Below are 25,220 nucleotides of genomic sequence, written 5' to 3'. Positions count from 1 at the left end.
GCCCCCGGCGACATCCGGCCATCGCCCACGGAGGAGCGATGGCGCCCGAGCCGGCGCAGGCCCACAACGCCCATGCCAGGCTCCCTCAGAAAAAGAACAACGAGGTTAGGCATGCGTATGAAGCGTCGTATCTCCATGCATTCTCTGGTCGCCGGCAGCCTGCTGCTGGCCAGCTCGGCGAGCTTCGCCGCCAGCAATCTGGTGTTCTGCTCCGAAGGCAGCCCGGCCGGCTTCGACCCGGGCCAGTACACGACCGGCACCGACTACGACGCCACCTCGGAAACCCTGTTCAACCGCCTGGTGCAGTTCGAGCGCGGCGGCACCGAGGCCGTGCCGGCCCTGGCCGAAAGCTGGGAAACCAGTGCCGACGGCAAGACCTGGACCTTCCAGTTGCGCCGCGGCGTGAAGTTCCACAGCACCGGCTATTTCAAGCCGACCCGCGAGTTCAACGCCGACGACGTGGTCTTCACCTTCCAGCGCATGCTCGACAAGGACCACCCCTTCCGCAAGGCCTACCCCACCGAGTTCCCCTACTTCACCGACATGGGGCTGGACCGCAACATCGCCAGGGTGGAGAAGCTCGACGACCATACCGTCCGCTTCACCCTCAACGAGGTCGACGCCGCCTTCATCCAGAACCTGGCGATGAGCTTCGCCGCGATCCAGTCCGCCGAGTACGCCGACCAGTTGCTCAGCCAGGGCAAGGCCAGCGAGATCAACCAGAAGCCCATCGGCACCGGGCCCTTCGTGCTCAGCCGCTACCAGAAGGACGCGCTGATCCGCTTCAAGGCCAACAAGGATTACTGGAAACCCGAGGACGTGCGTCTGGACAACCTGATCTTCGCCATCAACACCGACGCCTCGGTGCGCATGCAGAAGCTCAAGGCCGGCGAATGCCAGATCAGCCTCAACCCGCGCCCGGCGGATCTCGACTCGCTGAAGCAGGACACCAACCTGGACATGCCGTCGCAGCCGGGCTTCAACCTCGGCTACCTGGCCTACAACGTCACCCACCAGCCGCTGGACCGCGTCGAGGTGCGCCAGGCGCTGGACATGGCGGTGAACAAGCAGGCGATCATCGAGGCCATCTACCAGGGCGCCGGCCAACTGGCGGTCAACGCCATGCCGCCGACCCAGTGGTCCTATGACGAATCGATCAAGGGCCAGGCCTACGACCCGGACAAGGCCCGCGCCCTGCTGAAGCAGGCCGGCATCGCCGAAGGCACCGAAATCACCCTGTGGGCCATGCCGGTGCAGCGCCCCTACAACCCCAACGCCAAGCTGATGGCCGAGATGATCCAGGCCGACTGGGCCAAGGTGGGCATCAAGGCGAAGATCGTCAGCTACGAGTGGGGCGAGTACATCAAGCGCGCCCACGCCGGCGAGCACGACGCCATCCTGTTCGGCTGGACCGGCGACAACGGCGACCCGGACAACTGGCTGGGCACTCTCTACGGCTGCGATTCGGTCAACGGCAACAACGTCTCCAAGTGGTGCGACCCGGCCTACGACAAGCTGGTGAAGCAGGCCAAGGCGACCAATGACCACGCCCAGCGCGTCGCCCTCTACCAGCAGGCCCAGCAACTGCTCGCCCGGCAGTTGCCCATCAGCCCCATCGCCCACTCCACCGTGTACCAGCCCATGCACAAGTCGGTGCACGGCTTCCTCATCAGCCCCTTCGGGCGCAACTCGTTCTACGGCGTGAGCAACCAGCCCTAGCCGAAGCCCGCGGCGTCCGCCGCAGGCAGGCCGGCCCGGCGCAGACCGGGCGGCCCTTCGTTTCGCCACTGCCTATTCCCAGCGCGCCCGCCCCGGCAGGCGCGGCGGGATGCGTTTGCCGTCTGGAAAACAACAACGAAGAAGAAGGAGCAATCCCATGCAGTGTCCGTATTTCAAACCCGCCGTACTGGGCCTGGCGATCGGCGCCGGGCTGCTCGGCCAGGCCTGGGCCGCCGAGGACGATGCGAACAGGGGCCAGGCCGGCGCCACAGGCTTCGTCGAGGGCCAGAGCCTGACCCTGACCACGCGCAACTTCGCCTCCCGCGAGCAGATGCACGACAGCTTCGGCTTCCGCATTCCCAAGGACGGCGGTTCGGAATTCACCCACAGCCGCCGCACCTGGGTGCAGGGCACCATCCTCCAGTACAGCTCCGGCTACACCCAGGGCACCGTGGGCTTCGGCCTCGACGTGGCCGGTTTCAACGCCATCAACCTGGAGCGTGGCAAGGGTGTGATCGGCGGTGGCGGCAACCGCACCCTCACCCACAGCGATGGCGAGGCCGTGGACGAGTGGTCGAAGATGGGCATCGCCAACCTGCGCCTGCGCGTTTCCAACACCGAACTCAAGGCCGGGCGTTTCCAGGTCGAGACACCGGTGTTCAACAGCATCGACAACCGCGCCCTGCCGTCGAGCTTCAACGGCGTGGCGCTGCTCAGCGAGGAACTGGCCGGCCTCCCGCTGCAGGCCGGCAGCTTCACCCGCGCCAGCCCGCGCACCGGGGCGGGCGACGAGGACTTCACCACCGAGTACGGCACGCGCCAGGTCAAGGGCGACCGCTACAGCTACATCGGCGGCAGCTACAAGGTCGCCGGGAACCTGTCGGTGATGGCCTACGGCGGCCACTTCGAGAACATCTGGAATCAGTACTACCTCGGCCTCTCCCACGACCTGGGCGATGCGCAGAGGCTGCTGCTGAACACCAGCTTCAACCTCTACAGCACCCGCGACACCGGCAACCGCGAGGCGGGCTACATCGACAACGACACCTGGAGCCTGGCCTTCACCCTCGGCCACGGCGCCCACTCGCTGATGCTCGGCTGGCAGCAGGTCGACGGCAACGAGTATTTCGACTACGTGCACGAGACCTCGGCCATCTACCTGGCCAACTCGCTGCTGTCGGACTACAACGGACCCAACGAGAAGTCCGTGCAGTTGCGCTACGGCACTGACTTCGCGCCCTACGGCGTGCCCGGCCTGACCACCGCGGTGTGGTACGCCAAGGGCTGGGACATCGACGGCACCCATTACGACGGGGACCGCAATGGCGCCTTCGGCAACTACGCCGAGGTCCGCGCCCAGGATGGCGAAAAGCACCACGAACTGGGCCTGATGGGCACCTACGTGATCCAGGACGGGCCGCTCCGGAGTACCAGGTTCCGCCTGATGTACATGAAGCACCTGGCCAGCCAGAACCAGGTCGACGGCAGCGTCGACGAAATCCGCCTGGTCAGCACCTTCCCCTTCGCCCTGCTGTAGGAGAACCGGCATGAACCCGCGCTACCTGCCCCTGCTCCTGGCGCTCGGCGCCGGCCCCGCGCTGGCGCAGAACCTGGTGGTCTGCACCGAAGCCAGCCCGGAAGGCTTCGACATCGTCCAGTACACCGGCGCGGTCACCGCCGACGCCGCCGCCGAGACGGTGTTCAGCCGCCTGGTGGCGTTCCGCCTGGGCACCACGGAGATCGTCCCGTCCCTGGCGCAGAGCTGGGAGGTCAGCCCCGACGGGCTGGCCTACACCTTCCACCTGCGCCCGGGGGTGAAGTTCCACAGCACCGCGTACTTCAAGCCCGACCGCGACTTCAACGCCGACGACGTGCTCTGGAGCTTCCGGCGCGCGCTGGACCCGCAGCATCCCTGGCACGATTCGGCGCCACGCGGCTACGCCTACTTCGAAGCGATGAACATGGGCGAGCTGATCAAGTCGGTGGACAAGCTCGACGACCTGACCGTGCGCTTCACCCTGAACCACCCGGAGGCGCCCTTCCTCGCCGACATGGCCATGAGCTTCGCCTCCATCTACTCGGCCGAGTACGGCGACCAGTTGCTCGAGGCCGGCCGGCAGGACCGGCTCAACGCCCAGCCGATCGGCACCGGCCCCTTCGTCTTCAGCCGCTACGCCCGCGACGCACAGGTCCGCTACAAGGCCAATCCGGACTACTTCGGCGGCAAGCCGGCGATCGACAACCTGGTGTTCGCCATCACCCTCGACCCCAACGTGCGCATGCAGAAACTGCGCCGCGGCGAGTGCCAGGTCGCGCTCTACCCCAAGCCGACCGACGTGCCGCAGTTGCAGAAGGAAGCGGGCCTGGCGGTGGACAGCACCGACGCCCTGCTGACCACCTACGTCGCCCTCAATACCCAACACAAGCCGCTGGACGACGCGCGCGTGCGCCAGGCCATCAACCTGGCGATCGACAAGCAGGCGCTGCTGGACGCGGTGTTCGGCCCCGGCGCGGCGACGCCGGCGGTCAACCCCTACCCCTCGACGCTGCTCGGCTACAACGAGCGGCTCCAGGACTGGCCGCACGACCCCGCGCGCGCCCGGGCCCTGCTGAAGGAGGCCGGGGCGGAGGGCGCGAAGCTGACGCTGTTCATCCGCAACGGCAGCTCGCCGACCATTCCCAATCCGGCGCTGGCGGCACAGATGATGCAGGCGGATCTCGCCAAGGTTGGTATCGAACTGCAGATCCGCGCGCTGGAATGGGGCGAGCTGCTCAAGCGCTCCAAGGCCGGCGAACACGACCTCTCGCTGCTCGGCTGGGCCGGCGACAACGGCGATCCGGACAACTTCCTCAGCCCCAACCTCAGCTGCGCCGCGGCGAAGTCCGGGGAAAACCAGGCGCGCTGGTGCGACGCAGCCTTCGAATCGTTGATCCAGCAGGCCCGGCGCACCGACGAACGATCGAAACGGCAGGAACTTTATGAAAAGGCGACAAAGATATTCCACGAGCAAGCGCCGTGGATTCCCCTGGCGCATCCTAAGCTGTTCAATGTGCGCCGCAGCGACATCGAGGGCTACACCATCAGCCCGCTAAGCAATAACAACTTCGCCGACGTGCGGGTTTCCGAAACCCGGGTGAAGTGACAAGAAAAGCGGCGCCCGCCAGCATTCCGGCGGGCAGCCGCGCGATGAGGAGTCCTCCGCCACCATGCTCAGTTTCATTGCCCGCCGCTTCGGGTTGCTGATCCCGACCTTCTTCGGCGTCACCCTGCTGACCTTCGCGCTGATCCGCCTGATCCCCGGCGACCCGGTGGAAGTGATGATGGGTGAGCGCCGCGTCGATCCGCAGATGCACGCCGAAGCCATGCACCGTCTCGGCCTCGACAAGCCGCTCTACCAGCAGTACCTGGACTACATCGGCAACCTCGCCCAGGGCGATCTCGGCGAATCGCTGACCACCCGCGACAGTGTCTGGCACGAGTTCCTCACCCTGTTCCCCGCCACCCTCGAACTGTCGCTGGCGGCCCTGCTGTTCGCCGGCACCTTCGGCCTGCTGGCCGGGGTGATCGCAGCGCTGAAGCGAGGCTCACTGTTCGATCACGGGGTGATGACGATCTCCCTGGCCGGCTACTCGATGCCGATCTTCTGGTGGGGCCTGATCCTGATCATGCTGTTCTCCGTGAGCCTGGGCTGGACGCCGGTGTCCGGACGCCTGGACCTGCTCTACGACATTCCGCCTGTGACCGGCTTCATGCTCATCGACACCCTGCTCTCCGGCGAGGAAGGCGCGTTCGTGGACGCCGTGCGCCACCTGATCCTGCCGGCCATCGTGCTGGGCACCATCCCGCTGGCGGTAATCGCCCGGATGACCCGCTCGGCGATGCTCGAAGTGCTGCGCGAGGACTACGTGCGTACCGCCCGCGCCAAGGGCCTGTCGCCGGCCCGCGTGGTATTCATCCACGCCCTGCGCAACGCCATGATCCCGGTGCTCACGGTGTTCGGCCTGCAGGTCGGCACGCTGCTCGCCGGTGCCGTGCTCACCGAGACCATCTTCTCCTGGCCGGGCATCGGCAAATGGCTGATCGACGCGATCAGCCGCCGCGACTACCCGGTGGTGCAGAACGGCATCCTCCTGGTGGCGACCCTGGTGATCCTGGTCAACTTCACCGTGGACATCCTCTACGGTCTGGCCAACCCACGCATCCGCCACCAACGCTGAGGAGCCCACGCCATGAATGCCAACGCCAAAGCTCCCGCCAGCGACCCGAGCCTGGTCTACCCCTCCCCGCTGAAAGAATTCTGGCAAGCCTTCTCGCGCAACAAGGGCGCGGTCGGCGGCCTGCTGTTCATGCTGGTCATCGTGTTCTGCGCGCTGTTCGCCCCCTGGGTGGCGCCCCATGATCCGAGCTGGCAGTTCCGCGAGTACCTGCTGACCCCGCCGGCGTGGCAGGAAGGCGGGCAGATGCGCTTCCTGCTAGGCACCGACGAACTGGGCCGCGACCTGCTTTCGCGCCTGATGCACGGCGCGCGACTGTCATTGAAGATCGGCCTGGCCTCGGTGGTGATCTCGATGATCCCCGGCATCATCCTCGGCCTGTTCGCCGGCTTCTCGCCCAACCGTCTGGGCCCGGTGATCATGCGCCTGATGGACATCATGCTGGCCCTGCCCTCGCTGCTGCTGGCGGTGGCCATCGTTGCCATCCTCGGCCCGGGCCTGATCAACACCGTGATCGCCATCGCCATCGTCTCGCTGCCGGCCTACGTGCGCCTGACCCGCGCCGCCGTGATGGGCGAGCTGAACCGCGACTACGTCACCGCCTCGCGCCTGGCCGGCGCCGGCACCCTGCGCCTGATGTTCGTCACCGTGCTGCCCAACTGCATGGCGCCGCTGATCGTGCAGGCCACCCTGAGCTTCTCCTCGGCGATCCTCGACGCCGCCGCCCTGGGCTTCCTCGGCCTCGGCGTGCAGCCGCCGACACCCGAGTGGGGCACCATGCTGGCCTCCGCGCGCGACTACATCGAGCGCGCCTGGTGGGTCGTCTCGCTGCCCGGCCTGACCATCCTGCTCAGCGTGCTGGCGATCAACCTGATGGGCGACGGCCTGCGCGACGCGCTGGATCCGAAGCTGAAGAACGCGGCGTGAGGAAGACACCAATGATGACTTTCGCATGTGCTGTAGGAGCGAGCTTGCTCGCGAACCTGCCGTCCTCCGCGCTCCCCGTTCGCGAGCAAGCTCGCTCCTACAAGAAGAACAGAAGCCTGATGGAGAGCGCCGTATGAGCCTCCTCGACCTGCGCAATCTCTCGGTACGCTTCGGCGACCGCAACGCCGTCCCGGTGGTGGACGGCCTCGACCTCGCCGTGGACAAGGGCGAAGTCCTGGCCATCGTCGGCGAATCCGGCTCCGGCAAATCCGTGACCATGATGGCCCTGATGGGCCTGATCGACGCCCCCGGCATCATCACCGCCGACACCATGCAGTTCGACGACACCGACATGCTGCGCCTGAAGGGCCGCGAGCGGCGGCGCATCGTCGGCAAGGACATCGCCATGGTCTTCCAGGACCCGATGACCGCGCTCAACCCCAGCTTCACCGTCGGCTACCAGATCGAGGAAGTGCTCAAGCTGCACCTCGGCCTGCGCGGCAAGGCGCTGCGCCAGCGCGCCCTGGAACTGCTCGAACGGGTGGAAATCCCCGGCGCCGCCCAGCGCCTGGAGGCTTACCCGCACCAGCTCTCCGGCGGCATGAGCCAGCGCGTGGCGATCGCCATGGCGATCGCCGGCGAACCCAAGCTGCTGATCGCCGACGAACCGACCACCGCGCTGGACGTGACCATCCAGGCGCAGATCATGGAACTGTTGCTGAACCTGCAACGCGACCAGGGCATGGCACTGATCCTGATCACCCACGATCTGGCCGTGGTAGCCGAAACCGCCCAGCGCGTCTGCGTGATGTACGCGGGGCAGGCGGTGGAGATCGGCGAGGTACCGGCGCTGTTCGACCTGCCGACCCACCCCTACACCGAGGCACTGCTCAAGGCCATCCCCGAGCACAGCGCCGGCGAGGAACGCCTGGCCACCCTGCCCGGCATCGTCCCCGGCAAGTACGACCGGCCGCAGGGCTGCCTGCTGTCGCCGCGTTGCCCCTACGCGCAGGACAACTGCCGCGCCGTGCGCCCGGCCCTGGAACCCCATGAGCGCGGCGCCGTGCGCTGCTTCTACCCGCTCAACCTGAACACCGAGGTGGCCCGATGAACGCCGTCCTGACCGCCCGCGACCTGACCCGTCACTACGAAATCTCCCAGGGCCTGTTCAAGCCGCACGCCCTGGTCCGCGCGCTCAACGGCGTATCCTTCGAGCTGCAGGCCGGCAAGACGCTGGCCGTGGTCGGCGAATCCGGCTGCGGCAAGTCCACGCTCGCCCGGGCGCTGACCCTGATCGAGGAACCCACCGCAGGCTCCCTGCAGATCGCCGGCCACGAGGTGAAGGGCGCCAACCACGAGACGCGCAAGCAACTGCGCCGCGACGTGCAGATGGTCTTCCAGAACCCCTACGCCTCGCTCAACCCGCGGCAGAAGATCGGCGACCAGCTGGCCGAGCCGCTGCTGATCAACACCAACCTGTCGCGCACCGAACGCCGCGAGCGGGTGCAGGCGATGATGAAGCAGGTCGGCCTGCGCCCCGAGCACTACCAGCGCTACCCGCACATGTTCTCCGGCGGCCAGCGCCAGCGCATCGCCCTGGCCCGCGCCATGATGCTGCGGCCGAAAGTGCTGGTGGCGGACGAGCCGACCTCGGCACTGGACGTGTCGATCCAGGCCCAGGTGCTCAACCTGTTCATGGACCTGCAGGAGGAGTACGGCACCGCCTACGTGTTCATCTCGCACAACCTCGCCGTGGTCCGCCACGTGGCCGACGACGTGCTGGTGATGTACCTCGGCCGCCCGGCGGAAATGGGGCCGGCGGAAAAGCTCTATGAACGCCCGTTGCACCCCTACACCCAGGCCCTGCTCTCGGCGACCCCGGCCATCCATCCCGATCCGGACAAGCCCAAGATCAAGATCCAGGGCGAGCTGCCCAACCCGCTCAACCCGCCCAGTGGCTGCGCCTTCCACAAGCGCTGCCCGTATGCCACCGAGCGTTGCAGGAGCGAAGTGCCGGAGCTTCGCTTGCTGGATGAGCGCCAGGTCGCGTGCCACCACGCGGAGCAATTCCTGAACTGAAACGAAATGGGCCGGTCTTAGGCCGGCCCATCCTTTCGGATACAACTGAGCCGGAACAGGCTGACCGCCTGATCCGCCCTGTCCCGCCAGGGGGGCGCCCCGCCGCTGTCCCACCGCAGTGGCCGTCATCCACAGGACCGGGCCATTCATGCTGCTGTTCTTCCTCTTGCTCATCCTCGCTGCCGCCATCGTCGCCAATGTCCAGATCCACAAGTGGAAGCGCCAGCGGCGACTGGACATTCGCGCGGCCGTGAATTCGCGGAAGAAGGCGGCTCCGAGGAAGAAGGCCCAGCCGGAGATCGATCTCGACGGGATCGACTGGGACGGCCTTGGCCAGGAAGAGCCGGACTTCGCCGCGCCCCCGGCAGCGCCAGTGGCATCGCCCGCGCCAACCTCCGTGAAGACGCCCGCCACACCTTGCGCAGCGAAACCGGAAGCGGAGCCGACGGACGAGTTCTATCCACTGGAACGCGCCTTGCCGCAGGGCCAACTCACCGCCGCACAGCGCAACGAGGCGATGGCCCAATTGCTCAAGGCCAACCTGCACATCCCCACCCCGGAGCCGGGCGAGAAGCACCTCGTGCTGGACATGGACGGCGGAAGCTACGTGCCCGTCGCCACTCATCCGGCGGCGGCCGCCATCGCCCTGGGGCATCTGGCCGAAAGCATGCAGCAACGCACGGGCGAGCAACTTCTGAAGGAACTGCGCGGCGGCGACCTCGGGTTGCTGGTCGTCGCGCGCAATCCGCATAGGCCCTCCGTAGCGCGCCTGTGGAAAATCCAGCCGGAAGACCTCTGAGGGAAACACCCTGTAGGAGCTTGCTCGCGAACCTCCTGGCAGCGGAGCTGGGGCCGTTCGCGAGCAAGCTCGCTCCTATGAAAAGCCCCAGTTCAAAGGTCGCGGATCAGCGCCAGGCGTACGCCGAAGCCCAGCAGGATGCCGCCGAAGCCCCACTGCTGCACTCGTTGCATCGTCCTGTGCCGCGCCAGCCAGCGCCCCATGCGCTCACCGCTGACCGCGTAGAAGCTGTCGAAGCCCAGTCCCACCAGCACCAGCACGCCGCCCAGCAGCGCGAACTGCACGGCCAGCGGGCCGTTCTGCGGCTGGATGAATTGCGGCAGCAGCACCGAACAGAACAGCAGCGCCTTGGGGTTGAGCAGGTTGGTCAGCACACCGCGGCGCAAGGCCCGTCGATAGCTCGCCGGGGCTTTCGCGCGTTCGGCGCTGTCCACGGCCGGACCGACCGGCGCACGCAGCAGTTGCAGGCCGATCCAGGCCAGGTAGAGGCCGCCGCCAACGCGCACCGCATCGAAGGTCCAGGGCGCGCTGCGGAACAGCAGCGCCAGGCCGGTTGCCGCCAGCGCCACATGACAGGCGCGCGCCAGGCCAAGGCCGAGCGCCGTGGCCAGCGCGGCACGGCAGCCGTCGCGGGCACCGGTGTGCAACAGGAGAATCATGTCCGGCCCCGGCAGCAGGTAGACCATCGCCAGGGCCAGCAGGAACACACCGATATCCATCAATCCGCTCCGAAACAGTCATTGCGGATAGGGATTCTATGTCCGAAAGCCGAGGCAGGTGCTTGCGTATTCGGCCAGCATCACGATGCTGTTTGGCATATTCTGCCAAGCAGAAAGCCAACGAGTATCCGCTTATGCCAATCCCCAAGCTGGACGCCTACGACCACCGCATCCTCGCCGCCCTGCAACGCGACGGCCGCCTGAGCAACGTGGAACTGGCCGAGGAAATCGGCCTCTCGCCCTCCCCCTGCCTGCGCCGGGTGCGCCTGCTGGAGGAAGCCGGGATGATCCGCGGCTACCACGCCGAACTGGGCCGCGACGAAGTCGGACTGGGACTGACGGTCTTCGTCGGGGTGAAGGTCGAGCGCCACAGCGACACCAGTGCCGCCGCCTTTCGCCAGGCGGTGATCGACCTGCCGGAAGTGATCTCGGTGCACCTGGTCAGCGGCGAGTCGGACTTCCTGTTGCAGGTCGTGCTGCCCGACCTGCGCGCCTACGAGCAGTTCCTCACCGGCACCCTGCTCAAGCTGCCGGGCGTCAGCGACATCCGTAGCAATTTCGCGATCCAGACGGTGAAGGAGTCGGCGCCTCTGCCGCTGCGGCACCTGCCTAGTGGCCTGTACGGCTGATTCGGCAATTGAAGTTCGAGTGCCAGGGTTTGCCAGACAAGGCGCCGCGACGAGTCGTAGCAAGGCTACGGTGAGGAGCGGCAACGCAGTATGGCGAAGCCTAGCGCCGAAATTGATTAGTCGAATTAGCCACACAGGCCACTAAGTAGCGAAGAAGCGCAGGAATGCGCGCAGGTCCGCTTGCGCCTGTTCCACGCTCGCCGGGGCGAAGCGCACCTCGCTGTGCGCCGGGCATTGCGCCAGGCGACCGATGTCCAGCGGGTGCAGCACGCCGAGTACGGAGTAGCCGCCCATGCTCTGACGGTCGGCCAGCAGGATGATCGGCTGGCCGTCCGGCGGTACCTGGATGGCGCCGTCCACCACGCCCAGCGACCATTGCCGGCGCGGCGCCTCCAGCGCCTCGCCGCGCAGGCGCACACCCATGCGGTCGGATTGCGGGCTGATCCGCCAGGGCTGGCGGAAGAAGGCTTGCCGTTGTGCGGCCGTGAACGCATCCGGGCCCGGCAGCACGCGCAAGGCGGGGGGCTCGCGATAATCCGGCCGATAGGACCAGGGCACACTCGCCCCCTGCGTGAAACGCGCTCCCTCGTCGGCGCACTCCAGCACGTCGCCCACGGCGAGCGGCTGGCCATCGCCGGACAGGCCGCCGAGTTTTTCCCGCGCATGGGTCGAGACGCTGCCCAGCACCGCTCGGACCCGGAAGCCTCCGGCAACGGCGAGACAGGCCCGCTGCCCGGCACGGGCAAAACCCAGTTTCAGGCGCTGTCCCGCCCGCACGCGAAAACGTGACCAGGCCGGTAGCGGCTCGCCGTCGAGACAGGCCGGCAGCTCGGCGCCCGTCAGCGCCAGCCAGGTGTCCGACCGCGCATCCAGCTCCACGCCGCCCAGGGCTATCTCCAGCAGCGGCGTATCGCGGCCATTGCCAAGCAATCGATTCGCCCAGGCCGCCGCGTGCCGATCCACGGGGCCGCCGGGCGATACGCCCAGTCCCTGCCAGCCGTGGCGCCCACCATCCTGCAACAGGCACAGCGGGCCGCAGGCGATCACCGTCAGGCTCATGGCTCGCCACCGGCGGCATGGTAGGCCGCTTCGTCGATGGGTACGAAGCGTACCCGGTCGCCCACCGCCAGCGGACAGGGCGGCTCCCGCCACGGATCGAACAATCGCTGCGCGGTGCGACCGAGCAGATGCCAGCCGCCGGGCGAGGCCTTTGGATAAACCGCCGTCTGCCGCTCGGCGATTGCCAGGCTGCCGGCGGGCACGTGCGTGCGCGGCGTGGCCCGGCGTGGCAGGGCGAGTCGTTCGTCCAGCTCACCGAGGTAAGCGAAGCCGGGGGAAAAGCCGATCGCGCCGACGCGATAGTCACGGCCGGCGTGCAGGGAGATGACCTGAGTGGACGTGAGCCCACACAGCCGGCCGACTTCAGCCAGGTCCTCACCGGCATACCACACGGCAATTTCATGCAGGCGGCCGGGGCTACTCGCCTGCGGTTCGCCCGGCCAGTCCGCCAGCGCCGCCCGGACGCGGCCCTGCAGTTGCGGCAGGTCGATACGCAGCAGGTCATAGTGCAGCAACAGGGTGGTCCAGCCGGGCACACAATCCGTCAATGCCGCGCCCAACTCGGCGCGCAGTCGCTCGGCAAGGCAAGCGATGCGAAGCGGCAGCGCTTCGTCGGGCTGCTCGGCGAGGGTGATCAGCAGCGCCGTGGCGCCGAAGGCTTCGACACGGATCATGCCTGGTCCAGCAGGCCACGCAGGCGCCGTAGCACCGCCAGGGATTCGGGGTTGTCGCCGTGCACGCAGAGGCTGTCGGCGCGCAGGCGCAGCGGGTTGCCGTCGATGTCCGGGAAGGGCTCGCCACGGGCAATCGCCAGGGCCTGGTCGAGGATGCGCTGTGGTTCGTGGTGCACGGCATCGGGCAGGCGGCGCGGGGCGAGCTGACCGTCGGGCAGGTAGGCGCGGTCGGCGAAGGCCTCGAACATCAGCGGTACGTCGGCGGCATCGGCCAGTTGCAGTTCGCGGCGGTTGTCGGCCAGGGCCAGTACCATCAGCGGCAGGCCCTTGCGGTAGGCGGCGCAGGCGTCGAGCACGGCACTGAGCAGCGCGTCGTCCCGCACCAGGTCGTTGTACAGCGCGCCGTGGGGCTTCACGTAATCGACGCGGGTGCCGGCGGCGCGGCAGAAGGCGTCCAGGGCGCCGATCTGGTAGAGCACCAGCGCCCGCACTTCCTCGGGCGAGCAGCTCAGGTGCCGGCGGCCGAAGCCGGCCAGGTCCGGGTAGGCCGGGTGTGCGCCAATGCTGACGCCCTGCTCTACCGCCAGGCGAACGGTGCGCTGCATGGTCAGCGGGTCGCCCGCATGGTAGCCGCAGGCCAGGTTGGCCTGGTCGATCAGCGGCATGGCATGGGTGTCGTCGCCCATGCTCCAGGCACCGAAACTTTCGCCCATGTCGCAGTTGAGCAGGATCCGCGTCGTGCGCTCGGTCATCGGCCTCACCATCCTTCGAAATTTCCTACAGGTTAAAACAGACACTGGCCTTTGGCCTTCGGAGAATACTCACTCACGATTAGGAGGAGTACCATTCACGGTCTCTATCCGCGGATACCTTCTCCGAATGATCAAAGCCGCCATCCTGGCCGCCTTCGGCCTGAGCATCGTTTATGTCCACCTGCGCGGACGGGTGCGTCACAAGTTCACGCGCCAGTTGACCGACCACTCCAGCTTCCTGGCACCGATCAACTGCATCATGTACCTGTTCTCCAGGGTACCGAGCCGCCCGTACCTGGCGACCGACGATTTTCCCGAGATGCGCCTGCTGACCGAGAACTGGGAAACCATCCGCAGCGAAGCCCTGCACCTGCGCGACGCCGGCAGCATCAAGCGTTCCGAACAGCTCAACGACGTGGGCTTCAACTCCTTCTTCAAGACCGGCTGGAAGCGCTTCTACCTGAAGTGGTACGACGACAGCCATCCGTCCGCCGATGCGCTGTGCCCGAAGACCACCGAGCTGCTGCGGCGGATTCCCTCGGTCAAGGCGGCGATGTTCGCCGAACTGCCGCCGGGCTCGCGCCTGGTGCGCCACCGCGACCCTTACGCCGGTTCCGTGCGCTACCACCTGGGGCTGATGACGCCGAACGATCCGGGCTGCTTCATCGAGGTGGACGGCGAGCGCTACCACTGGCGCGACGGCGAAGCGGTGGTGTTCGACGAGACCTACATCCACTATGCCGAGAACACCACCGGGCATGACCGGGTGATCCTCTTCTGCGACATCGAGCGGCCGCTGAAGTACCGCTGGGCCACGGCGTTCAACCGCTGGTTCAGCCGCAACGTGATGGCCGCCGCCGCCTCGCCGAACGACGCGGGCGACAAGACCGGCGGCATCAACCGCGCCTTTGCCTCGCTGTACAGGATCCGCCTGCACGGCAAGGCGCTGAAGAAGCGCAACCGCAAGCTGTACTACCTGCAGAAGTGGGGGTTCTTCGCGGCGGTGCTGGCGCTGTTCCTGTGGATATGAGTCGACGCAGGATCCGAGCCAGGCCCTGAAATCAAAAAGGCCTCCGCTTAGGCGGGGGCCTCTTGCTTTGCACCGCCTGGAACGCAGTGCGGTCTTTCCCTGTAGGAGCGAGCTTGCTCGCGAACCGACCCAGCTCCGGAGCTGCCGGGATATCTGTTCGCGAGCAAGCTCGCTCCTATAAAAAAGCTCGTCACGTCGTCGCGACTGGCTACGCTCGACGCCGGATCAATAAACGTCGCGCCGGTAGCGCCCGGTCTCCAGCAACTCCTCGACCTGGGCATCGCCAAGCATCTCGCGCAGCGCGCGGTCGACGCCTTCGGCCATGCCCTGCAGGCTGCCGCAGACGTAGATCAGCGCACCCTCGTCCAGCCATTGGGCGAGCACTTCACCGCTGGCGCGCAGGCGGTCCTGCACGTAGACCTTCTCGGCCTGGTCGCGGGAGAAGGCGACGTCCAGGCGCTGCAGTTCGCCCCGTGCCAGCGCGCTTTCCAGTTCCTCGCGGCAGTAGAAGTCGTGGGCGAGGTTGCGCTCGCCGAACAGCAGCCAATTGCGCCGGCGGCCTTCGGCGATGCTGGCGCGCAGCAGGCTGCGCAGCCCGGCCAGGCCCGTGCCGTTGCCGATCAGGATCAGCGGGCGATCCGCCTCGCACAGGTGGAAGCTGCGGTTGCGCCGCAGGCGCAGCAGCAGGTTGCCGCCCTCCGGCAGGTACGCGGTGAGCCAGCCGGAGCAGATGCCCAGCGAGCCGTCGGCGTGCTGTTCCTGGCGCACGATCAGCTCCAGCGCGCCATCGCTGCGCAACGAGGCGATGGAGTACTGGCGCACGGACAGCTTGATCAACGCGTCGTACACCGCCTGGCCATGCAGGCCTACCAGGTGTTCGAGGTTACCCGGCAGCAGGCAGCCGGCCAGGGCGATCTTCAGCGAGGTGGCGATCCCCTCGGCCTGGATGGTCGAACCGCCGTCCAGGCCGAGGCGATCCAGCCAGGCCTCGACCAGGAACGCCGGTTGGCGCGGGGCGATCTCCACCAGGTCGCCGGCGCTCCAGTCGATCCGCGAATCGTTCGGCGCGGCCAGGCGCAGCAGCCAGGTGGGTTCGCCCTGGCTGCCCGGATTGAGGTGCTCGCGGCCAGCCAGCGTCCAGACTTCGAAGGCCGGCGCGCTGAACGCGGCCTGCGGCGCGGCGCCGGAAAGTTCGGCAAGGCGCCGCTGCCAGTCGTGCAGCGCGGCGGCATCGCCATTGTCCACCTCGACGCCATCGAACAGCGCCCGCGCGCCCTGTCCTTGCAGCCAGCCTTGCAGGCGACGGGCGAAGCCACAGAAGTGCTCGTACTGGCGATCGCCGAGGGCAAGGACGGCATAGCGCAGGTCGCCCAGCCCCAGGCTCTGGCCCAGCAGGTGGCGCTCGAAGCCACGGGCGTTGTCCGGGGCCTCGCCGTCGCCGAAGGTGCTGACCACGAACAGCGCGTTGCGGGTCTGCTCCAGTTGCGCGCGGTCCAGCTTCGCCAGCGGCTCGACGCGCACCGGCAGGCCGGCGGCCTGCAATTGCCCGGCGCTCTGCCAGGCCAGTTGCTCGGCGAGGCCGCTCTGGCTGGCGTAGCCCACCAGCCAGGCGTCGCCGACGAGCGTACGCGTGTCGAGCTCGCCACGGGCGGCCTGGGCCGCGCGCTGCTTGCGGCGGCGGTCGAGGTAGAGCAGCCAGCCGGTGATGAAGAACAGCGGCATCGACAGGCTCGCCAGCATCATCAGGATGCGCCCGGCGAGGCCGAAATAGCTGCCCACGTGCAGGGCATAGACGCTGGTCAGCAGTTGCTTGCCGAAGGAACTGTCGGTGTAGCGCTTGTCGGCCAGGAGCTTGCCGCTGGCCGGGTCGATGGTCATTTCGTTGAAGGCGCGCTCGTGGGCGGCGTCGTCGAGGAGGTAGAAGACGGTTGCCGGCTGGCCTTTCACCGGCGGCAGGCGCAGGTTGTAGGCGGTCATCGCGGCGCCGCCGGTCTGCTCGATGGTGGCCCAGACGGCGCTTGCATCGACCTCCGGCGGCGGGCCCTTGGGCGCCGGGCCGCGCTTGCCGCCACGCAGCCCCTTGGGCTGGCCGGCCGGGGTGTCGTCGAGCAGCTTGAACAGGCCGCCTCGGTACCAGTCGTAGGACCAGTACAGGCCGCTCAGGGCTGCCAGGAGGTAGAACGCCAGGCACCAGGTACCGGCCACGGCATGCAGGTCCCAGTTGAACGCCCGGCCCTTCTTGGCCCAGTCGAAGGTCAGCCAGGCGCGCCAGTTCAGGGCCTTGCGCGGCCAGCGCAGGTACAGGCCGGAGAGGCACAGGTAGAGCAGGATCAGCGTACTGGCGGCGGTGACCTGTTTGCCCAGCTCGCCCGCGGCGAGGAAGCGGTGCAGCTGCATGACGAAGTTGAAGAAGCCTTCGCCCCTGGGCGCCGGCAGGAACTGGGCGGTGTACGGGTCGACGTAGCGCGATTCGCCCCGGCGCTGGCCCGGCTTGGGCGTGTAGAAGAGGCGGCTGGCCTGGTCGCCGTCGAGGGTCACCCAGACGAAGGCGACTTTCTTGCCCGGCTCGGCGCTCTCCACCCGATGGATCAGTTCGTCCATCGGCAACGTGCCCTCGGCGCGCTTTTCCACGGTGAGGCTGGCGGGATTCACGGCGCGCAGGATTTCGTCCTGGAACGACAGCATCGCCCCGCTCAGGCCCATCAGCGCCAGCACCAAACCGGCGCTGATGCCGAACAGCCAATGCAACTGGAACCAGACTTTCTTCAACACCGTGGCCTCACGTCATGCCGCCCTTCGCGCGGGGCGGAATTTTATTGAGAACAGCTCGCAAATGCAGCCGATTTTTACAACCTTTACCCAAACCTGGCGGCCAACAAACAAAAACCCCGGCCGAGGAGCGTCGGCCGGGGTGGTTCGCCAGCAGGCGAGCCTTAGAAGTGGAAGTTGGTGGACAGCAGCACGGTGCGGCCGGCCGCCTGGTTCGCGTAGTGCGAGGCGTAGGCCTTGTCGAAGTACTTCTTGTCGAAGACGTTCTGCACGTTGAGCTGGAAGTCGACGTTCTTGGTCAGCTTGTAGGCGGCCATCGCGTCGTAGCGCCAGTAGTCCGGGACGTACATGGTGTTGGCCACGTCGCCGTAGACCTTGTCGACATAGAAGGTGCCGCCGCCAATGGTGGCGTTGGGCAGGATGTCGTAGGTGGTCCACAGGCTGAAGCTGTTCTTCGGCGTGTTGGGCATCTGGTTGCCGTTGTTGGACGGCGCGCTGGCGTTGATGTTGCCGTTACGGCCGGCGCGACCGGCTTTCACCAGTTCGCTGTCGAGGTAGCTGTAGCCGGCGAAGACCTTCCACTTGTCGGTCAGCTTGCCGCTGGCGCTCAGTTCCAGGCCGTCGACGCGGGACTCACCGGCGTTGTCGTAGGTCTGCGGCGCCACCAGGATGCGCGCGTTGTCCTTGTCGGTGCGGAAGATCGCGGCAGTCAGTTCCAGGCGCTCGTCGAGGAAGTTCCACTTGGTGCCGATCTCGTAGTTAGTGGTCTCTTCCGGCTCGAGGCTGTTCTTCACCGCAAAGGCGTCGACCGCGTTGGAACTGTCGCCGTTGTCCAGCATGCTGCCCGGCGGCGTCGCCGAGGTGGCGTAGGAGGCGTAGATGCTGCCGTTGGGCGCCGGCTTGTAGACCACGCCGGCCTGCCAGTTCCAGAAGTTGGAGCTGTCTTCGAGCTTGCTGGCGGGCGATGCGTTGTGGTTCTTCGCGGTGGTCTCGAAGCTGTCGAAGCGCACGCCGAGGTTGACCTGCCATTGCTCGTTCAGGTCGATGGTGTCGAAACCGTAGATGGCCTTGGTGGTGCCGACGGTGTTCAGCGGCTTGTAGTTGCGGGTGATGCTGCCGTTCCACGGATCGTGCGGGTTCGGGTTTTCCAGGCTGGTGCAGTTGTAGCCGCTGGGCGCGCCGATGATCGACGGGTTGCACTTGTTGTTGTTCAGGCCGGTGTTGGTGTCGACCGTGTAGCCGTCGCGCTTGCTGTCCTCACGGGTGAACTCGAGGCCGGTGGTGAAGCTGTTCTTGAAGCCTGCCAGGTAGAACTCGCCGAACAGGTCGGTCTGGTTGGTCGCGGTGGTGGTGGTCCCGACGCGGTTGTTGTTGCGCCGCCACACGCTGCCGTTGTTGATGTTGCCCTGGCTGTCGTCCGGCTGGGTCCAGATGTAGTCGATGTGGCTGGTGCCGTAGCGCGTGGTGTTGCGCAGGCTCAGATTGTCGTTGAAGTCGTGCTCGACGGTGATGGTGCTGGTGTCCACGCGGCTCTTGGAGAAGTCGCGGTCTTCCAGGCCGTAGTAGTTGTCGCGGTCGACGTTCACCGGCTTGTCCGGGTTGTGCTTGCTGCGGTCGGCGCTCTTGGCGTACGGGATGCCCGAGTCCGGGGTGTCGTCGCTTTCCAGGTGGTAGTGACTGACGGTGACGCGAGTCGGGCCATTGAGGCCGAAGGTCACGGACGGCGCGATGCCCCAGCGGCTGGCGTCCACCGCCTGACGGCCGGCAACGTTCTGGTCGTGGGTCATCAGGTTCAGGCGGAAGGCGGCGTTGCCGTCGAGGAACTCTTGATTGGTGTCCAGGGTGTAGCGGCGGGTCTGGTCGGAACCGTAGGTGAAGCTGCCGTCGGTGAAGTTGCCGGCCTTGGCCTGCTTGCTGATCAGGTTCAGGCTGCCGCCGGCCGAACCACGGCCGCCGAAGGCCGAGTTCGGGCCCTTGCTGACTTCGATCTGCTCGAGGTTGAAGACCTCGCGGGATTGCGCGCCAGTATCGCGGACGCCATCGACGTAGGTGTCGCTCTGCGCGTCGAAGCCACGGATGAACGGACGGTCGCCAGTCGGGTTGCCGCCCTCGCCGGCGCCGAAGGTGATGCCCGGCACGGTGCGCAGGGCGTCCTGCAGGGTCAGCGCGCCGGTGTCCTTGATCACCTGCTGCGGCACCACGGTCACCGAACGCGGCGTATCCAGCAGCGGGGCGGTGTATTTCTTCGACGCGGACTTCTCGACGTTGTAGGTGGTCGGGTCCTGCTGGGTGCCGACGACGGTATCGGCGTCCAGGGACAGCACGTCCTGGCTTGGTTTCTTTTCCGAGGAATCGGCGGCATGGGCCAGGTGGCTGCCGGACATGGCGGTGATGGCGACACCGACGGCGGATGCCAGAAGGCGCGGCGTGTTGCCGGCGAGATCGGACGATTGGCGCGACATTGCAAATCCCTCCCCAGGGGCTCATGAAGGCCGCGCAATCTAGTGCAATTAAGAATTTGTATCAATTACCAGATATTCTCAAACGCAGATGATTTACAAGATTTACACTTTGTGACCGCTCCGCGACAAAACGGACAGTTGTAGCCGTCTGTTGCAAATCATTATCATTGGCACTTCCCCAGGCACCGACGGAACCGTCCCATGCTGCTGCACATTCCCGGCATCTTTACCCGCGAGGAAGTGGCGCGCATCCGCGCCGCCCTGGAACAGGCCGAATGGGCCGACGGCAAGGCCACCGCCGGCTACCAGTCGGCCCGCGCCAAGCACAACCTGCAACTGCCGCTGGACCACCCGCTGGCCCGCGAGATCGGCGAAGCCATGCTGCAGCGCCTGTGGAGCAACCCGCTGTTCCAGTCCGCCGCGCTGCCGAACAAGGTCTTCCCGCCGCTGTTCAACTGCTACACCGGCGGCGGCTCGTTCGACTTCCATATCGACAACACCGTGCGCGACACCCACGGCGGCCGCGAACGGGTGCGCACCGACGTGTCCTCGACACTGTTCTTCAGCGACCCCGAGGACTACGACGGCGGCGAACTGGTGATCCAGGACACCTACGGCACCCAGCAGGTGAAGCTGCCGGCGGGCGACCTGGTGCTCTACCCCGCCACCAGCCTGCACAAGGTCAACCCGGTGACCCGTGGCGCGCGCATCGCCTCGTTCTTCTGGACCCAGAGCCTGGTGCGCGAGGACAGCCAGCGCGCCCTGCTGTTCCAGATGGACCAGTCGATCCAGGCGCTGACCCGCGACGTGCCCGACCACCCCGCGCTGGTGGAACTGACCGGCACCTACCACAACCTGCTGCGCCGCTGGGTGGATGTCTGACCGCCCATGAGTTTCGTCCTGCGTCGTACCGAAGAAATCGCCGTTGACGACCTCAGCGGCCAGCTCGCCGACAACCCGCGCCAGGCGGCCCGGCTGATCCTCGCCGCGGCCCGCGACGGCGAGCTGGAAGCCCAGGCGCTGCTCGGCCAGATCCTCCTCGACGGCCACGGCATCGAGCGCGATCCGGCGCTGGCCCTGACCTGGTTCGGCATCGCCGCCGAGCGCGGCCATGCGATGGCGCGCAACATGCTCGGCCGCTGCCTGGAACACGGCTGGGGCTGCCTTGCCGACCCCGCCGCGGCCGCCGGGCACTATGCGCTCGCCGCCGGGGCGGACCTGGACTGGGCGATGTACAACCTGGCCAACCTGCTGGCCACCGGACGCGGGGTGGCGCGCGACGAAGCGCACGCCCTGGCGTTGTACCGCCGGGCGGCGGAACTGGGACACGCCAAGTCGATGAACCTGGTCGGCCGTTTCCACGAGGAAGGCCTGGTGGTCGCCCGCGATACCGAGACAGCCCATCGCTGGTATCGGCGTTCCGCCGAAGCCGGCGATTTTCGCGGCCAGTTCAGCCACGCCACGGTCCTGGCCGAGGCCGGCGACCTGGAAGGCGCCCTGCCCTGGCTGCACCGAGCGCTGGAAGGCGGCAACCTGAACTTCCTGCGGGTCGCCCGCGAACAGTTGGCCCGCTCCCCGCTGGAGGCCTTGCGCCGGCTGGCGCACGCCTATTGCCAGCGCGCAGCCGAGTTGGGCGATGAGTCCGACCGGAATCGCCTGAGTTCACTGCGTCTCCCACAGGATTGTTGTCATTTAACGCATTTTTCACGTCATTCCTGATAGCCTCCCCGCCCCCTGCGGCTGCTGGAGTGCAGCCGTTTGTCCCTATTCGATGAGGCGTGTGTGTCTACCACTACTTCCCCTTCCGCCCGCAAAGGCGTCGACTGGGCCGGCCTGGGCTGGCTGCTGCTGTTCTTCTGGTACTTCTCCGGCGTCACCCAGCTGCTGATTCTGCTCACCGGAACCACCGGTTTCGCCGGCTTCCGCGACGCCTTCTTCCTCAGCAGCCTGTGGCTCGCTCCGGTCCTGCTGCTGCCGCGCTTCACCCGCGGGATTTCCGCCGTCATCGGTCTGGTGCTGTGGGGCGCCTCGCTGGTGGGCCTGAGCTACTTCGGCATCTACCGCCAGGAGTTCTCGCAGAGCGTCATCTTCGTCATGTTCGAGTCGAACACCGCCGAGGCGGGCGAGTATTTCAGCCAGTACTTCAGCCTCTGGCTGGGCCTGGCGCTGCTGGCCTACACGGTGGTCGCAATCCTGTTGTGGCGGCGCATCCGCCCGGTCAGCCTGCCGCTCTCTACCCGAGTGCCGGTGGCCGTGCTGCTGGTGGCGCTGAATCTGGTCTACCCCTTCTACAAGCAGATGGTCACCCAGGAGCGCAGCTTCGCCGAAGCGCTGGAGAAGGTGCAGCAGCGCATGGAGCCGGCCGTGCCTTGGCAACTGGTCGTGGGTTACGCCCAGTACCGCCAGCAACTGGACAACATGCAGAAGCTGCTGGAGCAGAACGCCTCCCTGCCGCCGCTGCGGAACCTCCAGGACAGCAGCGGCGAAGCGCCACGCACCCTGGTGCTGGTGCTGGGCGAATCCACCACCCGCGAGCACATGCACCTGTATGGCTACCCGCGCGAAACCACGCCGAACCTCGACGCGCTGGCCGCCGAAGGCCACAACCTGACGGTGTTCCAGAACGTTGTCTCGCCGCGTCCCTACACCATCGAGGTGATGCAGCAGATCCTCACCTTCGGCGACGAGCAGAACCCCGACAGGTTCCTCACCGATCCGTCGCTGATCAACCTGATGAAACAGGCGGGCTACAAGACCTTCTGGATCACCAACCAGCAGACGATGACCAAGCGCAACACCATGCTGACCACCTTCTCGCAGCAGACGGACGCGCAGTTCTACCTGAACAACCAGCGCAACCAGAACGCCAGCCAGTACGACGGCGTGGTGCTCGAGCCCTTCGAGAAGGCCCTGCAGGACCCGGCGCAGAAGAAGTTCATCGTCATCCACCTGCTCGGCACGCACATGGACTACCGCTACCGCTATCCGGAGCAGTACGCCCACTTCAACGACCGCCAGGGCGTACCCTCGGCGCTGTCGGATGACCAGGTGGAAACCTACAACTTCTACGACAACGCTGTGCTGTACAACGACTTCGTGGTCTCCAGCCTGATCAAGCGCTACGCCGCGACCGATCCGAACGGTTTCCTGCTGTACCTCTCCGACCACGGCGAGGATGTCTACAGCTCGGGCAACCATGACCGCCTGGGCCGCAACGAAGGCGCCCCGACCCGGCCGATGTACACCATCCCGTTCATGCTCTGGACCTCGTCCAGCTGGCAGGCGGCGCACCCGCGCGACCTGCAGGCGGCCGCCAAGCGTCCGTACAGCAGCTCGCACCTGATCCACACCCTGTCGGACCTCGCGGGCCTGAGCTACGACCGCTTCGAGCCGGTGAAGAGCCTGGTCAGCCCGCAATTCGCCGTGGCGCCGCGCTGGATCGGCGATCCGTACAAGAAGGGCGGCCTGCACGATTTCGACAAGCTGCCGCCGACCCAGGCCGCGCCGCAGCAGGAGATCGTCAAGGACCTCAGGTCACCGGCCACCGCGCAGGTGCCGGCTGCGACGAAGCCCAACGAGGGTTGAGTCGAACCTGACCATGAAAACGCCCCGCACTGCGGGGCGTTTTCATTTCACGGCGCACGAAGGCTCTTCGTAGGAGCGAGCTTGCTCGCGAACAGCCCCCGCTGCGAGTCTGGTTCGCGAGCAATAACGATGGCGTTCCCCTCGCTCCTACAGGGATGCCGGGTTCATTCGTGGACCAAAAGCGCGCTGCCAGAAACGAAGAGGCCCCGCATCGCGGGGCCTCTTCATTCGAGCCTGAACCTACAGGTAGAACGCCTTCAGCGGCGGGAAGCCGTTGAACTCCACCGCGCTGTAGCTGGTGGTGTAGGCACCGGTGGACAGCCAGTACAGGCGGTCGCCGGCGGCCAGGTTCAGCGGCAGGCCGTACTTGTAGTGCTCGTACATGATATCGGCGCTGTCGCAGGTCGGGCCGGCGATCACCACTTCTTCCAGCTCGCCCTGCTTCTCCACGTGGATCGGGAACTTGATGGACTCGTCCATGGTTTCGATCAGGCCGGAGAACTTGCCCACGTCGGTGAACACCCAGCGCTCCACGGCAGTGCGCGACTTGCGCGCCACCAGCACCACTTCGCTGACCAGGATGCCGGCGTTGGCGATCAGCGAACGGCCCGGCTCGAGGATGATTTCCGGCAGTTCGTCACCGAAGTCTTCCTTGAGGAAGCGGATGATCTCTTCGGCGTAGGTTTCCAGGCTGTTGGTCTTGGCGATGTAGTTGGCCGGGAAGCCGCCGCCCATGTTGATCATCTTCAGTTCGATGCCGTCTTCTTCCTTCAGGCGCTCGAAGATCACCTTCACCTTGGCGATGGCCGCGTCCCACACGCCGATGTCGCGCTGCTGCGAGCCGACGTGGAAGGACACGCCGTAGGGCACCAGGCCCAGGTCGCGGGCCAGCACCAGCAGGTCCATGGCCATGTCGGTCTGGCAGCCGAACTTGCGCGACAGCGGCCAGTCGGCGGAAGTGGAACCCTCGGTGAGGATGCGCACGTAGACCTTGGAGCCCGGCGCCGCCTTGGCGATGTTGCGCAGGTCGGCCTCGGAGTCGGTGGCGAACAGGCGCACGCCCTTCTCATAGAAGTAGCGGATGTCACGGGCTTTCTTGATGGTGTTGCCGTAGCTGATGCGCTCCGGACCCACGCCGGTCTTCATCACCTTGTCCAGCTCGTAGATCGAGGCGATGTCGAAGTTCGAACCCTTGTCGCGCAGCAGCTCGGTGATCTCGGTGGCCGGATTGGCCTTCACCGCGTAGTAGATCCTGGCGAACGGGAAGCAGTCGGTCAGCTGGTCGTACGCGTTGGCGATGGTCTGCTTGTCGATGACGACGAAGGGGGTTTCCTGCTTGTCGGCAAACGCCTTCATGCGCTGGAAGGTTTCCGGGGCGAAGTAATCCTCGACCTTGATGGACATGGTTGGGACTCCAAATGGCAAAACACGCAATTGAAAAGAGGGACGGCTCTTTTACTTTCGAGCCACGAACGCCTGATCAGTTTCCCCACTTTGGTTCGCCTACTTCCCAAGGCATGTCGCCGAGCATTACCGGCTCCGACTTCTCCTGGGGCTCCCTGCCCCTGTCGGGGCGCGGAGTCGCCGGGTCGGCAACCTCTCGTCGTCAGTACTTGAGCCGGATGGATCGTTTCCAGCATGAGCGTTCGGGCGCGAACTTTAGGACCAGAGGCAGCACAGATCAATCAAAAATTGCCGCTTTTTCATAACCCTTTGTCGCCATCCGGCATTTCGTTTCGAATCCTTAACAAAGCGCCATGAAATGCTGCACAGGCGCGGGTTTCAGGGGGATGACAAGGGCG

20 protein-coding genes are annotated in these 25,220 nt (G+C 66.4%); 13 read left to right on the top strand and 7 right to left on the bottom strand.

Annotated features, from left to right (window positions below):
• Positions 1 to 135 precede the first annotated feature (135 nt).
• From H681_RS05225 to H681_RS05190, 8 genes are all read left to right on the top strand, one after another.
• A complete protein-coding gene (locus H681_RS05225) occupies positions 136 to 1,719 on the top strand; it encodes an ABC transporter substrate-binding protein (protein WP_442961260.1) in 1,584 nt (527 codons plus the stop codon).
• A gap of 157 nt (positions 1,720 to 1,876) precedes the next feature.
• On the top strand, positions 1,877 to 3,256 hold the full coding sequence (locus tag H681_RS05220; protein ID WP_015475789.1) for an OprD family outer membrane porin: 1,380 nt from the start codon (positions 1,877 to 1,879) through the stop codon (positions 3,254 to 3,256).
• A 10-nt stretch (positions 3,257 to 3,266) separates the two neighbouring features.
• Entirely contained in the window at positions 3,267 to 4,862 is a 1,596-nt protein-coding gene (locus H681_RS05215) for an ABC transporter substrate-binding protein (RefSeq protein WP_015475788.1), read from the top strand.
• 64 nt (positions 4,863 to 4,926) lie between these two features.
• On the top strand, positions 4,927 to 5,937 hold the full coding sequence (locus H681_RS05210; protein WP_015475787.1) for an ABC transporter permease subunit: 1,011 nt from the start codon (positions 4,927 to 4,929) through the stop codon (positions 5,935 to 5,937).
• A gap of 12 nt (positions 5,938 to 5,949) precedes the next feature.
• On the top strand, positions 5,950 to 6,861 hold the full coding sequence (locus H681_RS05205; RefSeq protein WP_015475786.1) for an ABC transporter permease subunit: 912 nt from the start codon (positions 5,950 to 5,952) through the stop codon (positions 6,859 to 6,861).
• A 133-nt stretch (positions 6,862 to 6,994) separates the two neighbouring features.
• Positions 6,995 to 7,972, top strand: coding sequence for an ABC transporter ATP-binding protein (locus tag H681_RS05200; protein ID WP_015475785.1), 978 nt, complete (start codon positions 6,995 to 6,997; stop codon positions 7,970 to 7,972).
• On the top strand, positions 7,969 to 8,940 hold the full coding sequence (locus H681_RS05195; RefSeq protein ID WP_015475784.1) for a peptide ABC transporter ATP-binding protein: 972 nt from the start codon (positions 7,969 to 7,971) through the stop codon (positions 8,938 to 8,940). Before H681_RS05200 ends, H681_RS05195 begins: the two co-directional genes overlap by 4 nt.
• A 148-nt stretch (positions 8,941 to 9,088) precedes the next feature.
• Positions 9,089 to 9,739, top strand: a complete 651-nt coding sequence (locus tag H681_RS05190) for a hypothetical protein (protein WP_015475783.1) — start codon at positions 9,089 to 9,091, stop codon at positions 9,737 to 9,739.
• A 92-nt stretch (positions 9,740 to 9,831) separates the two neighbouring features.
• Here H681_RS05190 and H681_RS05185 read toward each other — a convergent pair whose 3' ends face one another.
• Entirely contained in the window at positions 9,832 to 10,458 is a 627-nt protein-coding gene (locus tag H681_RS05185; protein WP_015475782.1) for a LysE family translocator, read from the bottom strand.
• 134 nt (positions 10,459 to 10,592) lie between these two features.
• Between H681_RS05185 and H681_RS05180 the strand changes: the two genes are divergently transcribed.
• Entirely contained in the window at positions 10,593 to 11,087 is a 495-nt protein-coding gene (locus H681_RS05180; RefSeq protein WP_015475781.1) for an Lrp/AsnC family transcriptional regulator, read from the top strand.
• 141 nt (positions 11,088 to 11,228) lie between these two features.
• On the opposite strand, the gene H681_RS05175 is transcribed toward H681_RS05180, so the two are convergent.
• Genes H681_RS05175 through H681_RS05165 form a run of 3 tightly spaced genes read right to left on the bottom strand, consistent with a single transcriptional unit; the run spans position 11,229 to position 13,572 of the window.
• Entirely contained in the window at positions 11,229 to 12,146 is a 918-nt protein-coding gene (locus H681_RS05175) for a biotin-dependent carboxyltransferase family protein (protein WP_015475780.1), read from the bottom strand.
• Positions 12,143 to 12,820: a 5-oxoprolinase subunit PxpB gene (gene pxpB, locus H681_RS05170; RefSeq protein ID WP_015475779.1), complete on the bottom strand. Its 678-nt coding sequence runs from the start codon at positions 12,818 to 12,820 to the stop codon at positions 12,143 to 12,145. The genes H681_RS05175 and pxpB overlap by 4 nt, the downstream gene beginning before the upstream one ends.
• The gene (locus tag H681_RS05165; protein WP_015475778.1) at positions 12,817 to 13,572 is read right to left on the bottom strand and encodes a 5-oxoprolinase subunit PxpA; all 756 of its coding nucleotides are present in this window, start codon (positions 13,570 to 13,572) and stop codon (positions 12,817 to 12,819) included. Before H681_RS05165 ends, pxpB begins: the two co-directional genes overlap by 4 nt.
• A 130-nt stretch (positions 13,573 to 13,702) precedes the next feature.
• Here H681_RS05165 and lpxO point away from each other — a divergent pair, with 130 nt between their 5' ends.
• Positions 13,703 to 14,602, top strand: a complete 900-nt coding sequence (gene lpxO / locus H681_RS05160) for a lipid A hydroxylase LpxO (protein ID WP_086009594.1) — start codon at positions 13,703 to 13,705, stop codon at positions 14,600 to 14,602.
• 225 nt (positions 14,603 to 14,827) lie between these two features.
• Here lpxO and H681_RS05155 read toward each other — a convergent pair whose 3' ends face one another.
• The gene (locus tag H681_RS05155; RefSeq protein WP_041711741.1) at positions 14,828 to 17,371 is read right to left on the bottom strand and encodes a sulfite reductase flavoprotein subunit alpha; all 2,544 of its coding nucleotides are present in this window, start codon (positions 17,369 to 17,371) and stop codon (positions 14,828 to 14,830) included.
• A gap of 164 nt (positions 17,372 to 17,535) precedes the next feature.
• Complete coding sequence (locus H681_RS05150) at positions 17,536 to 19,833, bottom strand: TonB-dependent receptor (protein ID WP_015475775.1); 2,298 nt, start codon at positions 19,831 to 19,833, stop codon at positions 17,536 to 17,538.
• A 201-nt stretch (positions 19,834 to 20,034) separates the two neighbouring features.
• Here H681_RS05150 and H681_RS05145 point away from each other — a divergent pair, with 201 nt between their 5' ends.
• The 3 genes from H681_RS05145 to H681_RS05135 all read left to right on the top strand — a co-directional run bounded on the left by H681_RS05145 (position 20,035) and on the right by H681_RS05135 (position 23,418).
• Positions 20,035 to 20,715 (top strand): Fe2+-dependent dioxygenase, encoded by a 681-nt coding sequence (locus H681_RS05145; protein ID WP_015475774.1) that lies wholly within the window; start codon positions 20,035 to 20,037, stop codon positions 20,713 to 20,715.
• Between the two features lie 6 nt (positions 20,716 to 20,721).
• Positions 20,722 to 21,552 carry a tetratricopeptide repeat protein gene (locus H681_RS05140; RefSeq protein ID WP_015475773.1) on the top strand — a complete coding sequence of 277 codons (831 nt, stop codon included), beginning with the start codon at positions 20,722 to 20,724 and terminating at the stop codon, positions 21,550 to 21,552.
• A gap of 63 nt (positions 21,553 to 21,615) precedes the next feature.
• Positions 21,616 to 23,418: a phosphoethanolamine transferase CptA gene (locus H681_RS05135; RefSeq protein ID WP_015475772.1), complete on the top strand. Its 1,803-nt coding sequence runs from the start codon at positions 21,616 to 21,618 to the stop codon at positions 23,416 to 23,418.
• Positions 23,419 to 23,658: 240 nt separating this feature from the next.
• Here the strand turns inward: H681_RS05135 and H681_RS05130 are convergent, their stop codons facing one another.
• Complete coding sequence (locus tag H681_RS05130) at positions 23,659 to 24,822, bottom strand: type III PLP-dependent enzyme (RefSeq protein ID WP_015475771.1); 1,164 nt, start codon at positions 24,820 to 24,822, stop codon at positions 23,659 to 23,661.
• Positions 24,823 to 25,220 lie beyond the last annotated feature (398 nt).

The organism is Pseudomonas sp. ATCC 13867 (assembly GCF_000349845.1).
Lineage (GTDB): Bacteria > Pseudomonadota > Gammaproteobacteria > Pseudomonadales > Pseudomonadaceae > Pseudomonas.
The sequence above is the reverse complement of the archived record's forward strand: the minus strand, read 5'-3'. Positions and strand labels throughout refer to the sequence as shown.

Bases quoted from the DNA above. Each gene is read 5' to 3' on its own strand.
- H681_RS05130 (WP_015475771.1), bottom strand. From the start codon at position 24,822: ATGTCCATCAAGGTCGAGGATTACTTCGCCCCGGAAACCTTCCAGCGC.
- H681_RS05200 (WP_015475785.1), top strand. From the start codon at position 6,995: ATGAGCCTCCTCGACCTGCGCAATCTCTCGGTACGCTTCGGCGACCGC.
- H681_RS05205 (WP_015475786.1), top strand. From the start codon at position 5,950: ATGAATGCCAACGCCAAAGCTCCCGCCAGCGACCCGAGCCTGGTCTAC.
- H681_RS05145 (WP_015475774.1), top strand. From the start codon at position 20,035: ATGCTGCTGCACATTCCCGGCATCTTTACCCGCGAGGAAGTGGCGCGC.
- H681_RS05220 (WP_015475789.1), top strand. From the start codon at position 1,877: ATGCAGTGTCCGTATTTCAAACCCGCCGTACTGGGCCTGGCGATCGGC.
- pxpB (WP_015475779.1), bottom strand. From the start codon at position 12,820: ATGATCCGTGTCGAAGCCTTCGGCGCCACGGCGCTGCTGATCACCCTC.
- H681_RS05180 (WP_015475781.1), top strand. From the start codon at position 10,593: ATGCCAATCCCCAAGCTGGACGCCTACGACCACCGCATCCTCGCCGCC.
- H681_RS05140 (WP_015475773.1), top strand. From the start codon at position 20,722: ATGAGTTTCGTCCTGCGTCGTACCGAAGAAATCGCCGTTGACGACCTC.
- H681_RS05185 (WP_015475782.1), bottom strand. From the start codon at position 10,458: ATGGATATCGGTGTGTTCCTGCTGGCCCTGGCGATGGTCTACCTGCTG.
- H681_RS05225 (WP_442961260.1), top strand. From the start codon at position 136: ATGCATTCTCTGGTCGCCGGCAGCCTGCTGCTGGCCAGCTCGGCGAGC.
- H681_RS05150 (WP_015475775.1), bottom strand. From the start codon at position 19,833: ATGTCGCGCCAATCGTCCGATCTCGCCGGCAACACGCCGCGCCTTCTG.
- H681_RS05175 (WP_015475780.1), bottom strand. From the start codon at position 12,146: ATGAGCCTGACGGTGATCGCCTGCGGCCCGCTGTGCCTGTTGCAGGAT.
- H681_RS05190 (WP_015475783.1), top strand. From the start codon at position 9,089: ATGCTGCTGTTCTTCCTCTTGCTCATCCTCGCTGCCGCCATCGTCGCC.
- H681_RS05215 (WP_015475788.1), top strand. From the start codon at position 3,267: ATGAACCCGCGCTACCTGCCCCTGCTCCTGGCGCTCGGCGCCGGCCCC.
- H681_RS05210 (WP_015475787.1), top strand. From the start codon at position 4,927: ATGCTCAGTTTCATTGCCCGCCGCTTCGGGTTGCTGATCCCGACCTTC.
- H681_RS05195 (WP_015475784.1), top strand. From the start codon at position 7,969: ATGAACGCCGTCCTGACCGCCCGCGACCTGACCCGTCACTACGAAATC.
- H681_RS05165 (WP_015475778.1), bottom strand. From the start codon at position 13,572: ATGACCGAGCGCACGACGCGGATCCTGCTCAACTGCGACATGGGCGAA.